The sequence below is a fragment of the Citrobacter sp. Ce119 genome (genome assembly GCF_030334525.1).
Taxonomy (GTDB): domain Bacteria; phylum Pseudomonadota; class Gammaproteobacteria; order Enterobacterales; family Enterobacteriaceae; genus Citrobacter; species Citrobacter europaeus.
In genome coordinates this window covers 150,326-164,485 of record NZ_JAOWDR010000045.1, presented here as the reverse complement: position 1 = coordinate 164,485, position 14,160 = coordinate 150,326, and the positions used below count along the sequence as shown (strand labels likewise).

At 54.0% G+C, this 14,160-nt stretch carries 12 protein-coding genes; 5 read left to right on the top strand and 7 right to left on the bottom strand.

Annotated features, from left to right (window positions below; genetic code table 11):
• Positions 1-21: 21 nt before the first annotated feature.
• Positions 22-864: a 23S rRNA (adenine(2030)-N(6))-methyltransferase RlmJ gene (locus OGV80_RS07360; protein ID WP_043018644.1), complete on the bottom strand. Its 843-nt coding sequence runs from the start codon at positions 862-864 to the stop codon at positions 22-24.
• A gap of 214 nt (positions 865-1,078) precedes the next feature.
• Between OGV80_RS07360 and prlC the strand changes: the two genes are divergently transcribed.
• A complete protein-coding gene (gene prlC, locus OGV80_RS07355; RefSeq protein ID WP_087051924.1) occupies positions 1,079-3,121 on the top strand; it encodes an oligopeptidase A in 2,043 nt (680 codons plus the stop codon).
• Positions 3,122-3,129: 8 nt separating this feature from the next.
• Positions 3,130-3,879, top strand: a complete 750-nt coding sequence (gene rsmJ / locus OGV80_RS07350) for a 16S rRNA (guanine(1516)-N(2))-methyltransferase RsmJ (RefSeq protein ID WP_047408053.1) — start codon at positions 3,130-3,132, stop codon at positions 3,877-3,879.
• A 43-nt stretch (positions 3,880-3,922) separates the two neighbouring features.
• Here the strand turns inward: rsmJ and OGV80_RS07345 are convergent, their stop codons facing one another.
• The gene (locus OGV80_RS07345) at positions 3,923-5,122 is read right to left on the bottom strand and encodes an NAD(P)/FAD-dependent oxidoreductase (protein WP_213733434.1); all 1,200 of its coding nucleotides are present in this window, start codon (positions 5,120-5,122) and stop codon (positions 3,923-3,925) included.
• A 232-nt stretch (positions 5,123-5,354) separates the two neighbouring features.
• Here OGV80_RS07345 and OGV80_RS07340 point away from each other — a divergent pair, with 232 nt between their 5' ends.
• Positions 5,355-5,858, top strand: a complete 504-nt coding sequence (locus OGV80_RS07340; RefSeq protein WP_003023361.1) for an RrF2 family transcriptional regulator — start codon at positions 5,355-5,357, stop codon at positions 5,856-5,858.
• Between the two features lie 86 nt (positions 5,859-5,944).
• On the opposite strand, the gene dtpB is transcribed toward OGV80_RS07340, so the two are convergent.
• Both dtpB and uspA read right to left on the bottom strand, forming a co-directional pair.
• Positions 5,945-7,417: a dipeptide/tripeptide permease DtpB gene (dtpB, locus tag OGV80_RS07335; protein ID WP_286514315.1), complete on the bottom strand. Its 1,473-nt coding sequence runs from the start codon at positions 7,415-7,417 to the stop codon at positions 5,945-5,947.
• 281 nt (positions 7,418-7,698) lie between these two features.
• On the bottom strand, positions 7,699-8,136 hold the full coding sequence (gene uspA / locus OGV80_RS07330; RefSeq protein ID WP_003023368.1) for a universal stress protein UspA: 438 nt from the start codon (positions 8,134-8,136) through the stop codon (positions 7,699-7,701).
• A gap of 392 nt (positions 8,137-8,528) precedes the next feature.
• Here uspA and uspB point away from each other — a divergent pair, with 392 nt between their 5' ends.
• Positions 8,529-8,864: a universal stress protein UspB gene (uspB, locus tag OGV80_RS07325; RefSeq protein ID WP_003023371.1), complete on the top strand. Its 336-nt coding sequence runs from the start codon at positions 8,529-8,531 to the stop codon at positions 8,862-8,864.
• 64 nt (positions 8,865-8,928) lie between these two features.
• Here uspB and pitA read toward each other — a convergent pair whose 3' ends face one another.
• On the bottom strand, positions 8,929-10,428 hold the full coding sequence (pitA, locus tag OGV80_RS07320) for an inorganic phosphate transporter PitA (protein ID WP_043018638.1): 1,500 nt from the start codon (positions 10,426-10,428) through the stop codon (positions 8,929-8,931).
• A gap of 229 nt (positions 10,429-10,657) precedes the next feature.
• On the opposite strand from pitA, the gene OGV80_RS07315 reads away from it, so the two are divergent.
• Positions 10,658-11,863, top strand: coding sequence for a BaiN/RdsA family NAD(P)/FAD-dependent oxidoreductase (locus tag OGV80_RS07315; protein ID WP_043018637.1), 1,206 nt, complete (start codon positions 10,658-10,660; stop codon positions 11,861-11,863).
• Positions 11,864-12,006: 143 nt separating this feature from the next.
• On the opposite strand, the gene OGV80_RS07310 is transcribed toward OGV80_RS07315, so the two are convergent.
• The gene (locus tag OGV80_RS07310; RefSeq protein ID WP_043018636.1) at positions 12,007-12,519 is read right to left on the bottom strand and encodes a 4-hydroxyphenylacetate 3-monooxygenase reductase subunit; all 513 of its coding nucleotides are present in this window, start codon (positions 12,517-12,519) and stop codon (positions 12,007-12,009) included.
• 19 nt (positions 12,520-12,538) lie between these two features.
• Positions 12,539-14,101 carry a 4-hydroxyphenylacetate 3-monooxygenase, oxygenase component gene (gene hpaB, locus OGV80_RS07305; RefSeq protein ID WP_043018635.1) on the bottom strand — a complete coding sequence of 521 codons (1,563 nt, stop codon included), beginning with the start codon at positions 14,099-14,101 and terminating at the stop codon, positions 12,539-12,541.
• Positions 14,102-14,160: the final 59 nt, after the last annotated feature.

The following is a 14,160-nucleotide window of genomic DNA, read 5'->3' as shown; positions in this document are numbered from 1 at the left end:
AGGTTCCACCGATGGCTGCGATTACTCCGGCACGATCCAGCTTACCGAGGTATGGCCGGTTCCTGCCGGTACCAGTTTGCTGTGTAACCACGGCAGAACATTGTTCATCTGCTGCTCCAGCTTCCACGGCGGGTTAATCACAATCATGCCGGACGCCGTCATGCCGCGCTGATCGCTGTCCGGGCGTACCGCCAGCTCAATTTGCAGAATTTTGCGGATGCCGGTGTCTTCGAGATCGTGGACCATGCGCTTGATTTGCTGGCGCAAAACCACCGGATACCACAGCGCATAGGTGCCGGTCGCGAAACGCTTGTAGCCTTCGTTAATACCGGTTACCACCGCCTGGTAGTCACTTTTGATTTCATATGGTGGATCGATAAGGATCAGCCCGCGACGGGAAACTGGCGGTAATTTTGCTTTTAGCTGCTGATAACCATCGGCTTTGGCCACGCGAGCGCGCTCATCCTTCTGGAATTCGCCGCGCAGCAGAGGAAAGTCGCTCGGGTGCAGTTCAGTTAATTGCAGGCTGTCCTGTTCGCGCAGCAGCTGGCGAGCAATTAACGGAGAGCCCGGGTAGTAGCGCAACTGACCGCTACGGTTGAAGTGCTGCACCACGCCAATGTAGGGTTCCAGCTCGGCAGGCAAATCGTCCTGCTGCCAGATACGGGCGATCCCTTCAAGATATTCACCGGTACGTTCGGCATGCTCACTGCTCAGCTGATAACGGCCTGCGCCAGCATGGGTGTCCAGATAGAGAAACGGTTTTTCTTTCTCTTTGAGCGATTCAATGATCAGGCTCTGAACGGTGTGTTTAAGGACGTCGGCGTGGTTGCCAGCGTGATAACTGTGGCGATAACTGAGCATGGGTAAACGTGTTCCAGGTTATAAACGTAGGCCCGAAAACAGCGCGATATCGGGCGAAAATAAAGCGTATCGCCACAGTATACAGAAAACTCGTCACTGCCGCGAAAGCGCAACGCCTGGCATTGAAATCCTCTACACTTAACCCCATTGTACAAATTAATATGCACAGCGCCGGATACGCGCTTCATTCACTCTTTTCAACAGGACCGCGCTAATGACCAATCCATTGCTGACTCCCTTCGAACTGCCGCCGTTTTCTAAAATTCAGCCTGAGCACGTTGTGCCTGCCGTCACTAAGGCGCTGAATGATTGCCGCGAAAACGTTGAGCGAGTGGTTGCGCAGGGCGCGCCATACACCTGGGAAAATCTCTGCCAGCCGTTGGCAGAAGTTGACGATGTGCTGGGGCGTATTTTCTCTCCTGTTAGTCACCTGAACTCGGTGAAAAATAGCCCGGAACTGCGCGAAGCCTACGAGCAAACGCTGCCGCTGCTGTCTGAATACAGCACCTGGGTTGGGCAACATGAAGGTTTGTATCAGGCGTACCGCGATCTGCGTGATGGCGATCATTACGCCACTCTGAACACCGCACAGAAAAAAGCGGTCGATAACGCACTGCGCGATTTTGAACTTTCTGGTATTGGTCTGCCGAAGGAAAAACAGCAGCGCTATGGCGAGATCGCTACCCGCCTGTCTGAACTGGGTAACCTGTACAGCAACAATGTGCTGGATGCCACCATGGGCTGGACTAAGCTGGTGACTGATGAAGCGGAACTCTCCGGCATGCCGGAGAGCGCGCTGGCCGCCGCAAAAGCCCAGGCTGAAGCTAAAGAGCAGGAAGGCTATCTGTTAACGCTGGATATCCCAAGCTACCTGCCGGTCATGACCTACTGCGACAACCAGGGACTGCGTGAGGAGATGTATCGCGCTTATTCCACTCGCGCGTCTGACCAGGGACCAAACGCTGGCAAATGGGACAACAGCCCGATAATGGAAGAGATCCTCGCGCTGCGCCACGAACTGGCACAGCTGTTGGGTTTCGAAAGCTACGCTTTTAAATCGCTGTCCACCAAAATGGCGGAGAACCCGCAGCAGGTGCTCGACTTCCTGACCGATCTGGCGAAACGCGCCCGTCCGCAGGGTGAGAAAGAGTTAGCCCAGCTGCGCGCCTTCGCAAAAGCGGAATTTGGCGTTGATGAGCTGCAGCCGTGGGATATCGCTTACTACAGCGAGAAACAAAAACAGCACCTCTACAGCATCAGCGACGAGCAGTTGCGCCCATATTTCCCGGAAAACAAAGCCGTTAACGGCCTGTTTGAAGTGGTTAAACGTATTTATGGCATCACCGCCAAAGAGCGCACCGATGTTGACGTCTGGCACCCAGAAGTCCGTTTCTTCGAGCTGTATGACGAAAACAACGAACTGCGCGGCAGCTTCTATCTTGACCTGTATGCCCGGGAGCATAAACGTGGCGGGGCGTGGATGGACGACTGTGTCGGGCAGATGCGTAAAGCCGACGGTACGCTGCAAAAGCCTGTTGCCTACCTGACCTGTAACTTTAACCGTCCGGTGAACGGCAAACCCGCCCTGTTTACCCACGATGAAGTGATCACCCTGTTCCACGAGTTCGGCCATGGTCTGCACCATATGCTGACTCGTATCGAAACCGCGGGGGTTTCCGGCATCAACGGCGTGCCGTGGGATGCGGTCGAACTGCCGAGCCAGTTTATGGAAAACTGGTGCTGGGAGCCAGAAGCACTGGCATTTATCTCCGGTCACTTTGAGACCGGTGAGCCGCTGCCGAAGGAACTGCTGGATAAAATGCTGGCGTCGAAAAACTATCAGGCGGCGCTGTTTATTCTCCGTCAACTGGAGTTCGGCCTGTTTGATTTCCGTCTGCACGCGGAGTTTAACCCGCAGCAAGGGGCGAAAATCCTCGACACACTGGCGGAAATTAAAAAGCAGGTTGCCGTGGTGCCGGGCCCAACGTGGGGCCGCTTCCCACATGCCTTCAGCCACATTTTTGCTGGTGGCTATGCGGCAGGTTACTACAGCTATCTGTGGGCCGACGTGCTGGCGGCAGATGCCTTCTCTCGCTTTGAAGATGAAGGGATTTTCAACCGCCAAACCGGACAATCGTTCCTCGATAACATCCTCACCCGTGGTGGTTCGGAAGAGCCGATGACGCTGTTCAAACGCTTCCGCGGCCGTGAGCCGCAGCTGGATGCCATGCTGGCGCATTACGGCATCAAGGGCTGATTGTTCGCGTGAAAATTTGTTTACTGGATGAAACAGGCGCCGGAGACGGCGCCTTATCTGTTCTGGCCGCCCGCTGGGGACTGGAACACGATGAAGATAACCTGATGGCGCTGGTGATGACGCCGGAACATCTGGAACTGCGCAAACGTGACGAACCTAAACTTGGCGGTATCTTCGTTGATTTCGTGGGCGGTGCAATGGCCCATCGGCGCAAGTTTGGCGGTGGCCGCGGTGAAGCGGTGGCGAAGGCGGTTGGCATTAAAGGCGATTACCTTCCGGATGTAGTCGATGCGACAGCCGGGCTGGGGCGCGATGCGTTTGTACTGGCCTCGGTAGGCTGCCGCGTCCGAATGCTGGAACGTAACCCGGTAGTGGCGGCGCTGCTTGATGATGGTCTGGCGCGCGGCTATGCCGACCCGGAAATCGGCCCGTGGCTGCAGGAACGTTTACAACTAATCCATGCCTCCAGCCTGACGGCGTTAACCGATATCACCCCGCGCCCGCAGGTGGTCTATCTCGACCCGATGTTCCCGCATAAGCAGAAAAGCGCGCTGGTGAAAAAAGAGATGCGGGTGTTTCAGTCGTTGGTAGGACCGGATCTGGATGCGGACGGCCTGCTGGAGCCTGCGCGTCAGTTGGCCACCAAACGTGTAGTGGTGAAACGCCCGGACTACGCGCCGCCGCTGGCGGATGTCGCCACGCCGAATGCGGTAGTCACGAAAGGGCATCGGTTCGATATCTACTCAGGGACAGCATAGTTTGTAGGCCGGATAAGGCGGTAGCCGCATCCGGCATTACGGCTTAAACAAACGGTGCCAGCGGATCGGCAATCTCAAACGCTACCGCGCGGTCTGCTTTCGGTGGGTAAATCAGCTCGCTGACAATCGACACCTTCAGCTTCTTCGCTTCTGCGCGCGTCAGTTTCACCTGTTGGTCCCAACCTTCGGTATATACCGCGCCCCAGGCTCCCAGATCCAGACAAGTGACGTACATCTCCTGGCGGTACGGCAGCGGCGCCACGTCCAGCACGCTTGCTGCGGCGTTGTTTCCGGCGAACTTGCCCAATAAAATTGCGTGCTGGCAGGTCATTAACGCATGGTTGCCTTTGTCGTCGGTGGCGGCATAGGCCACATCGCCGGTGGCGTAGATATCATCGTGACCCACAACCTGCAGATGGGTATTTACATGCAGACGGCCCTGGCGATCGCGCGGAGCGTTAATCTGTGCTGTCAGGCTATTCGCTTGTACGCCGACCGTCCAGATAACCGTCTGCGAAGCAATCACCTGACCATCTTTCAGCGTGACGCCGGAGGCATCCACGCACTCTACTTCCGCATTGACCAACCATTCGACGCCCAGTTCAGCGGAGGCTTCGATAATGACGTCACGTAATTCCTGGCTCCAGCGCCCGCCTGGCTGAGCGCCGCGTTCAACTACGACAACTCTGGTCTTAGCATCAGCGCCCAATATTTCGCGCAAACGCCCCGGCAATTCCAGCGCCATCTCAATCCCGGTAAAGCCGCCACCACAGACCACGACCGTATTGCGGGCCTCACTTTCCGGTTGTAATGCGAGATCCTTAATGTGCTGCTCCAGTACGGCGGCGCTCTCGAGCTGGTCGAGGTCAAACGCGTGCTCAGCGGCGCCGGCGACAATGTCGCGGTTTACGTGGCTGCCGCTGGCGAGCACCAGGCGGTCATAGCGGCGCAGATGAATTTCACCGTTGGCATCTTTCCAGCTTATCTCTTTAGAGTCCGGGAGGATCTGCTCTACGTGGCCTTGCAGGAAGTTGACGCCAGTAACGTCAAACAACGGCTGCAGCGGGGCGACCAGGGTTTGTACGGCGCTTTCATAAAAGCGTGGACGGACACGCAGCTCTGGTTGTGGCGCAATTACGGTAATATCAATGGTCTGCTGATGTTTATCCGCCAGTCGTGCGGCGCTTAATGCTGCCCACATACCGGCAAAGCCGGCGCCCACGATCAGAATTTGTTTACGCATTAGGGTTTTCTCACTGGTGACTACGAATTATTTACTCGGATTTTATTTGTCGTAGTTAAGAATTGCAATGCGATCAAACTCCTTTTTACTGAAAAGGGTAAGGGTTTTTTAATATCTATTTGATAAATATGTATTTAAAATTATATTTTAAAGTGGCTTCACTTTGCTGTCTGGAATGAATGAGACGAAAAAGCTACAATAAACTCAGATTCATTTTGGCTGAGATAAGAGAATGGCATTCTACAGTTCCGGGGTTGAGTACGGCATTCATAGCCTGATGTGTATGGTCGACAGCAAGGGCGACGCGCGGGATATGAGCGTGCGTGAAATTGCCGAGCTGCAAAGCGTGCCGTATGACTATCTGGCGAAAATTTTTACCCGTTTATCGAAAGCGGGCCTGGTACGCAGTATTGAGGGCAAGGGCGGCGGTTTCCAGTTGGCTAAACCCGCTGAACATATCACGGTGTTGGACGTGGTGAATGCCATCGATGGCGACAAGCGCATCTTCGAATGTCGCGAAATTCGCCAGCGGCTGGCGGTATTTGAGGAGCATCCGCCAGAGTGGGCCTGTGAAGGCATTTGTGGTGTGCGCTCGGTAATGGATATGGCCCAGCAGCGAATGGAAGAAGCGCTCGGCCAGCATACGATCCTCGATTTGGCGCGCAAAATGTATCGCAAAGCGCCGGACACTTTTGTCGTTGAAGTTCAGGAGTGGATAGACGCCCGCAAAGGGTAGCGATTGAAAATGCCCGATGGCGGCAGGCTACCGGGCATTTTGAATGTAGGCCGGATAAGGCAATAGCCGCCATCCGGCACTGATGATTATTGCTCGGTACTTGGCGTATTAATCATGCGGTTCAGCCATGGCACCATAATCGCCATCACGACCGTTACTGCCAGGGTGACCAGGCCAATCTTACTGAAGACGTTGGTGTAGATAGGCAGCGTTTGCAGCGGGTCGGTGATGTTCTCTGGTACGGCGGTGAAGGTGGCGACATAACCCCCCATCAGGAAGGCCGCAGCCTGGGTCAGGAACCACATCCCGAGAATAAAGCCCATCAGGTGCTGTGGCACGAGAGCGGCGACCATCGCCAGTCCCAGGGCGCTAATCAGCAGTTCACCCAGACTCTGGAACAGGTAGACCAGCACGATAAACCACGGTGACGTCAGCCCCTGCGCATCGGCAAACCACATCCCGGCAGCGGCGGCCGTCAGGAAGCCCAGCGAGCACAGGAACATACCGAGCGTAAATTTCATCGGCATGGTCAGGTCTTTGCCTTTGTTTCCCAGACGGGTATAGACAGCGGCCAGCACTGGACTTGCCAGTACCACCCAGAACGGGTTCAGCGCCTGGAAGCTCACAGGGTTGATGGCAAAACCGAGAATTTCATGGTGCACGTTATTGATAGCAAAGAAGTTCAGCGATGTCGGCATCTGCGCGTACAGAACGTAAAACACCACCGCTTCCAGCATCAGGATAAAGGCCACGAACATCTTGTTTCGCCCGGTTTTATCCAGTTTGAATGCCTGACGGAAGAAGATGATCGTCACGGCAATCGACAGGACAATCAGCACCAGGTTGGCAACCTGCACGTTGTGCATCAGCCAGGCGCAGATAAATACCGTCACTACCGTACCGGCCAGCACGCAGAATAGATTACGGAAACTCAGCGGCTTATGGTCTGGCTCAGAGCCGATATCCTTCACCATGCCACGACAGGCAAAGTAGACCAGCAGCGCGACGATAAGCCCGGCACCGCACAGGTTGTAGGTCACTGCGTAGCCAAACTTATCGGCGATCACTGGCGCCAGCGACAGCGACAGCAACGAACCGATGTTAATCGACATATAAAACAGGGTGAAAGCACCGTCCAGACGGGCGTCTTTCGGTGGATAGCATTTTGACAACAGGCTTGCCGGGTTGGCTTTAAACAGCCCGTTACCAACGGCAATGGTACCCAAAGCAATAAATATCAGATCGGGCTTAAGCAGCGACATCCCGGTCATGAAGTAGCCGATGGCCAGTACAATGGCACCGAGTACCAGTGTGCGCTTGGTGCCTAGCAGGTGGTCGCCGACGTAGCCGCCGATCGAAATCAGGCCGTAGACCAGCGCGGCAAAGGCACCAAAGGTGACGAATGCCTGTTCTTGTGAAAATCCGAGCTGCTTAACAAAAAATACCGCCAGGATGCCCTGAACGCCGTAATAGCCAAATCGTTCCCATAATTCTACGAAGAAGATCATGAAGAACGGACGAGGTTGCTGCAGCAAGCCCGTAGGTGCAGTTTTATTCATATTCCATCGCCTTTCAAAGCCATCCCGAAAAGTATGAACGCGTATGCTGAAACGCGCCGAAAAAGTCTTATTTTGTTATAGACTGCGGTTATTGGCCGCGGGGGTAGAGTATTATAGAGATAGTTTTCGATCCAATTAGTTGATCACACTAATTATGATTTGTTTGTTGGATTGATGTACTAATTGTGTCCGAATGATAAAAACAAAAACGCCCGCACAGGCGGGCGTTTACAGGCTAAGCGACTTGCTGCGGGCCGGGTTATGTTCCGGCGGTAAGCATTTTATGCTTCTTCGTCGTCACGCAGCGGAACAATCAACATGTCGACGTGGACAGTGTTGATCAGTTGGCGCGCGGAGGACATCAGTTTGCTCCAGAAATCCTGGTGGTGACCACAAACGACCAGATCCATGTCGTATTTTTTGATGGCATCAACCAGAACCTGACCCAGGTCGCCGCTACCGCTCAGGGTTTCGGTGATAGGGTAGCCTGCATTGGTGGACAGCTCGGTTAACGCGTGGTGGGTTTCTTCAGAAATGCGTTTCTGCATGTCGCCCAGATTCACGTCGATAAGCCCGGTGTACAGGTCGGAATAGTTTACGTCAACGTGGATAAGGGAGACTTTAGCATTGTAAGGCCGCGCCATAGAGACCGCTTTTTCAACCAGAACTTTGCTTTCCGGAGAAAGATCAACCGCGATAAGAATGTGTTTATAAGCCATAGTGTTACTCCTTCCATAAGTTGTCGATGACTAGCCTGCTGGCGTTATCTGCCGCCGCGTCATCCGCGTCCTGCGAACCTTGCGCGCGGGGCTAGCCCAGTCGTAAAAACGTACCATATAAGGACTATCCTTACATTATAGCGACCAGGATAATCCGTCAATCCGCCTTGCTTGCCAAGCAGTTAAACAAATTTTTTAGTTAATTGCATTGATAGCGATTAACCTTCTGGCAAAAAAATTAACTAATCTCCTACACTATCTAGAGGGGCGTTCGGATGCGTGATACTAATACGAACGGTTTCGGCTGTACTCTTCACTGAATGGTTTGGCAGGGTATCGGGGAGCGGTAGTCCCGGAAAGGAGTTCCGTGGGCGGGTCGCCGGGGAGGAGGTATGATAAGCACCATTGCATTGTTCTGGGCTTTATGTGTCGTTTGCATTGTTAATATGGCGCGCTATTTTTCTTCGCTACGCGCACTGTTAGTGGTACTTCGTGGTTGCGATCCATTGCTTTACCAGTATGTAGATGGAGGAGGCTTTTTTACCTCGCATGGGCAACCGAATAAGCAGATGCGTCTGGTGTGGTATATCTACGCTCAGCGTTACCGCGATCATCATGATGATGAATTTATTCGCCGCTGTGAGCGGGTTCGCGGTCAGTTCATTCTCACCAGCGCGCTATGCGGCCTGGTGTTAATCAGCATGGTTGCGCTGATTATCTGGCACTGATTCCAACGACAGATACAAAAAAAGCGGGCCAGTTTCCTGACCCGCTTTTTTACCGTGCATTCGCTTAGATAAGCTTCAGGGAGAGCCAGTACAGCACCCCGGAAAGAATAATCGCAGCCGGCAGGGTGAAGACCCAGGCCATCAGAATGCTGGTCACTGTTTTACGCTGCAAACCGCCGCCATCAACAACCATCGTTCCCGCAACGGAAGAGGAAAGAACGTGAGTGGTGGAAACGGGCATACCGGTGTAACTGGCGAGACCGATAGAGACTGCGGCAGTCATCTGCGCCGACATCCCCTGGGCATAGGTCATACCTTTCTTACCGATTTTCTCGCCGATGGTGGTGGCTACGCGACGCCAGCCAATCATCGTACCAATACCCAGCGCCAGTGCGACGGCCATAATGATCCAGATAGGCGCGTACTCAATGGTGCTCAGCATGTCAGCTTTCAGTTTCTTCAGCAGACGCTGATCGTCAGCGCTTACGCCAGGCAGCTTAACCACTTTATCGGTGGTATCAGAGATGCACAGCATAATACGGCGCAGCTGACCACGCTGCTCGACGCTTAACTTGTCGTAAGTTTCCAGATTCGCCAGCATACCTTTCGCGCGTTCCAGCGCGTTGATGGTATTCGCCGGGTGGCAATGGAACTCTGTCGCCGTCGCGGGTGCCGCGTCCGTCGGTGACGGAATCAACTGGTCTACGCCTGTGGCCTGTTTAAGCAGGTCAGGGCGCTGCTGGAAGAAGACTTCGACGTTATTGATTGCATCACGGGTACGGGTAATCTCGTAACCGGAAGCATTCATATTCACCACGAAACCTGCAGGCGCTACGCCAATCAGCACCAACATCACCAGACCAATGCCTTTCTGACCATCGTTCGCACCGTGGGAGAACGCCACGCCGATTGCGGAGAGGATCAGTGCAATACGCGTCCAGAACGGCGGCTTTTTCTTACCGTCTTTCTTTTCACGTTCTGCCGGCGTCAGGTGGATACGGGCACGTTTTTTCGTACCGCTCCAGTAGCGACGCAGAATGAAAATAAGACCACCTGCAACCACCAGACCGACAATTGGCGAGATGATTAGCGAGGCAAAAATACCGATAACTTTCGGGATGTTAAGTGCGTCCACCACCGAGGTGCCGGTCATCAACGCATTGGTTAAACCAATACCGATAATGGCGCCAATCAGCGTGTGGGAGCTGGATGCAGGCAAACCAAAGTACCAGGTACCCAGGTTCCAGATAATTGCCGCCAGCAGCATGGAGAACACCATGGCGAGGCCATGTGACGATCCCATATTTAGCAGCAGATCCGTTGGCAGCATATGCACGATGGCATACGCCACGCTGAGACCGCCCAGCAAAACACCAAAGAAGTTGAACAACGCAGCCATGACCACCGCCAATTGCGAACGCATTGCGCGGGTGTAGATCACGGTTGCGACAGCATTGGCTGTGTCATGGAAGCCGTTAATTGCTTCGTAGAACAGCACGAAAGCCAGAGCAAGCAATAGTAAAAGCCCGGTATGTAAATCCAGGCCAGCAAACAAATGTAGCATAGGACGTTACGCCATTTTGAGGACATGAACGCGGCGCATTATCAGTGACTTTGGCGGCGCGGGCAAAGTGAAATATAGAGTTTTTTTGATTTGTCTCCTGCTTTGTTTTACACCACTAAAGAATTATCCTATATATTTCAGATAAATACCCTTTATCGGTAGTTTGGTGCTGGTGCGACCACTGAGGAATCTTTACAATTCACTCCCGCTTTTTAGAGAGGATCGCAACGTGGAAAGGTTTGATACCGTTATTATAGGCGCTGGCGCAGCGGGTATGTTTTGTGCCGCGCAGGCAGGACAAGCAGGTAGTCGCGTACTGCTGATCGATAATGGTAAAAAGCCAGGGCGCAAGATTCTCATGTCTGGCGGGGGCCGCTGCAACTTTACTAATCTTTATGTCGAACCGGCCGCGTATTTGAGCCAAAACCCGCATTTTTGCAAATCGGCGCTGGCGCGTTATACGCAGTGGGATTTTATCGATCTGGTGGGCAAGCACGGCATTGCCTGGCATGAAAAAACGCTAGGTCAGCTTTTCTGCGACGATTCCGCCCAACAAATTGTCGATATGCTGGTGGACGAGTGTGAAAAAGGTAACGTAACTATGCGGTTACGTAGCGAAGTCCTGAGCGTTGAGCGCGATGGTGACGATTTTATCCTGGAATTGAATGGGATGACTGTCGGCACGAAAAAGCTGGTGATCGCCTCCGGTGGCCTCTCTATGCCGGGTCTGGGCGCAACGCCGTTTGGCTATAAAATTGCCGAACAGTTCGGCCTGAACGTGTTGCCGACCCGCGCAGGTCTGGTGCCGTTCACCTTACATAAGCCGCTACTGGAGCAGCTTCAGGTGCTCTCTGGCGTATCGGTTTCCTCCGTTATCACCGCCGAGGACGGCACCGTATTTCGTGAAAACCTGCTCTTTACGCACCGCGGGCTTTCTGGTCCGGCCGTGCTGCAGATTTCCAGTTTTTGGCAGCCAGGTGAATTTGTCAGCATTAATTTGTTGCCGGATGTTGACCTCGCGGGCTTCCTCGATGACCAACGAAGCGCACACCCTAATCAAAGCTTAAAGAACACGTTAGCGATGCAGTTGCCAAAGCGTCTGGTGGAATGCTTACAGCAGTTAGGGCAAATTCCGGATGTCTCGCTGAAGCAGCTTAACGTACGCGATCAGCAAACGCTGGTTGAAACGCTGACCGAGTGGCGGGTGCAGCCGAACGGTACGGAAGGGTATCGTACCGCTGAAGTCACGTTAGGTGGCGTCGATACCAACGAGCTGTCATCGCGCACGATGGAAGCGCGCAAAGTGCCGGGGCTGTATTTTATCGGCGAAGTTATGGACGTCACTGGTTGGTTGGGCGGCTATAACTTCCAGTGGGCGTGGTCGAGCGCCTGGGCGTGCGCACAGGATTTAGCTTCTGGGGTAAAAACACAGTAGATTTTGCCAGCAAGAAGTCAGAATTTTATGAATGGAATCAATTAGCAGTGTGCTCAATCGCTATCGTTATTCAGGCCGATAGCGGGAACAGAACCTCACTTAGGGTTTACCCGGTTTGCGGCCAGGTAAACCCTATATGATCACTACGCGACCACTTCCATTTCCATCATCACCGGATGGAAACGGCGCTTGAAGTAAATCAGCCCGTGGCCTTGCTGGCTGAGGGTAATGTTCTTGATTTCGACCAGATAGACCAAATGACTGCCGATAGTCTGCACTTGATTAATCTCACCCTCGAGGCTTGCCAGCGATCCTTTCAGTACCGGTTGGCCTTGCGCGCCTTTCTGCCAGCATGAAAGGTTGAAGCGATCTTCCATAGCCATGCCTGTCATCCCGGCGAAATGGCGGGCCATCACTTCCTGCTCGTGGTTCAACACGTTGATACAGAGCTTGCCGTTGCCCTGAAACACCGGGTTCATCGCGCTATTGGCGTTGATACAGACCATCACCGACGGTGGCGAGTCGGTCACCGAACAGACTGCCGTAGCGGTGATCCCGCAGCGGCCCGCTTCGCCTTCGGTGGTGATGACGTTAACGGCGGCCGACAGACTGGCCATGGCATCGCGAAAACGCAGACGTTGTTCATCTAATTGCATTGTGACCTCCCGCTGCTGGTTACTTCAGCAGCTTATCCAGCATGTTGATATCGGAATTGTTGTGCAAATGTGGAACCGTCCAGCCATTTTGGTCGTACTCGGACAGGCAGCGATCGACCATCGCCATCATTTTGTCCATGTTGCCGGAGCTCTGTGCCTGGCGCAGACACTGCAGGCGGATTTCGTCCTGGCTACCGGAGTAGTTGATTTCATACAGCTCGTGGCGGCCACCAAATTCGCTGCCGATGGCGTCCCACATTAGTTTGAGGATCTTGATGCGCTCGACGTGATCCATACCGTTCGATCCGCGTACGTATTTCGCCAGATATTCGTTGATTTGCGGGTTATTGAGATCGCGTGCGCTGGACGGCAGATAGATCAGGCCGCTGGTGACGCTGCGCTCGATAATATTTTTGATTTTGGCGTAAGCCATCGGCGCCATCACGCGATAGGTTTGCAGCGCGGCGTGATCCGGTAGATATGCCCCGTTGACCCACGGCGTTGCTTCAGCGCACATTGAGTCGCTCAGCGCCCAGAACATATTGCGCCAGGCCACGACTTCGCCAAGCTCGGCCTGTACGCCGCGGAACTCCAGGGTACCGGTGCACTCCAGCGAGCGCTTCAGCAGGGCTGTGATAAAGTCGAGCTTCACCGCCAGACGTACGCAGGCCTGCAGCGGATACATACGGGCGAAGCCACCTTCCATCGTCCAGCGGCGGCAGCGGTCAAAGTCGCGGTAAATCAGCACGTTTTCCCACGGGATCAGCACGTTATCCATGACCAGGATCGCATCGTTTTCGTCGAAGCGACTGGAGAGCGGATAATCGTATGGCGATCCGGTTGCTCCGGCGACCAGTTCGTAGGAGGCGCGCGAGATAAGTTTGACCCCTTCGGCATCCATTGGCGCGACGAACATCAGCGCGAAGTCCGGGTTTTCGCCCATCACCTGCGCGGAGCCGAAGCCAATCATGTTGTAGTGGGTCAGCGCAGAGTTGGTCGCCACCACTTTTGCACCGCTGACGATAATCCCGGCATCGGTCTCTTTCTCGAGCTTGATATAGACGTCTTTCACTTCATCCGCTGGCTTATGGCGGTCGATCGGTGGATTGACGATGGCGTGGTTAAAGTACAGGCCGGTTTCCTGAATGCGGGTGTACCAGTTGCGGGCGTTCTGTTCAAACTGACCATAAAATTCTGGGTTAGCACCCAGCGCACAGCCAAACGCGGCTTTGTAGTCCGGAGTACGCCCCATCCAGCCGTAGCTCAGGCGCGACCATTCGGCGATGGCATCGCGCTGCTGGCGCAGGTCATCGGCACTTCTCGCGACGCGGAAAAACTTGTGGGTATAGCCGCCGCTGCCGGTGTCGGTACCCCAGCACAAGGTGTCCTGCAGTTCGGGTTTGTGCAGCGCATCGTACATTTGGGCGACAGAAGCGGCTGCGTTGCGAAAAGCTGGATGCGTAGTCACGTCTTTAACACGCTCACCGTAAATATAGATTTCGCGGCCGTCCTGCAAGCTCTTCAAATACTCTTCACCAGTTAACGGGCGTTTAGCGTCTGCACGGAAATTTTCAGGTTTCATAGGGGACCTCTTCAGTATTAATCGGATTGTGATGTTAGATTTATGTTTTGTTTTTGTTG

Excerpts from the sequence above, each read along its gene's own strand:
- OGV80_RS07360 (WP_043018644.1), bottom strand. The coding sequence starts at position 864 with ATGCTCAGTTATCGCCACAGTTATCACGCTGGCAACCACGCCGACGTC.
- prlC (WP_087051924.1), top strand. The coding sequence starts at position 1,079 with ATGACCAATCCATTGCTGACTCCCTTCGAACTGCCGCCGTTTTCTAAA.
- OGV80_RS07345 (WP_213733434.1), bottom strand. The coding sequence starts at position 5,122 with ATGCGTAAACAAATTCTGATCGTGGGCGCCGGCTTTGCCGGTATGTGG.
- OGV80_RS07340 (WP_003023361.1), top strand. The coding sequence starts at position 5,355 with ATGGCATTCTACAGTTCCGGGGTTGAGTACGGCATTCATAGCCTGATG.
- dtpB (WP_286514315.1), bottom strand. The coding sequence starts at position 7,417 with ATGAATAAAACTGCACCTACGGGCTTGCTGCAGCAACCTCGTCCGTTC.
- uspA (WP_003023368.1), bottom strand. The coding sequence starts at position 8,136 with ATGGCTTATAAACACATTCTTATCGCGGTTGATCTTTCTCCGGAAAGC.
- uspB (WP_003023371.1), top strand. The coding sequence starts at position 8,529 with ATGATAAGCACCATTGCATTGTTCTGGGCTTTATGTGTCGTTTGCATT.
- pitA (WP_043018638.1), bottom strand. The coding sequence starts at position 10,428 with ATGCTACATTTGTTTGCTGGCCTGGATTTACATACCGGGCTTTTACTA.
- OGV80_RS07310 (WP_043018636.1), bottom strand. The coding sequence starts at position 12,519 with ATGCAATTAGATGAACAACGTCTGCGTTTTCGCGATGCCATGGCCAGT.
- hpaB (WP_043018635.1), bottom strand. The coding sequence starts at position 14,101 with ATGAAACCTGAAAATTTCCGTGCAGACGCTAAACGCCCGTTAACTGGT.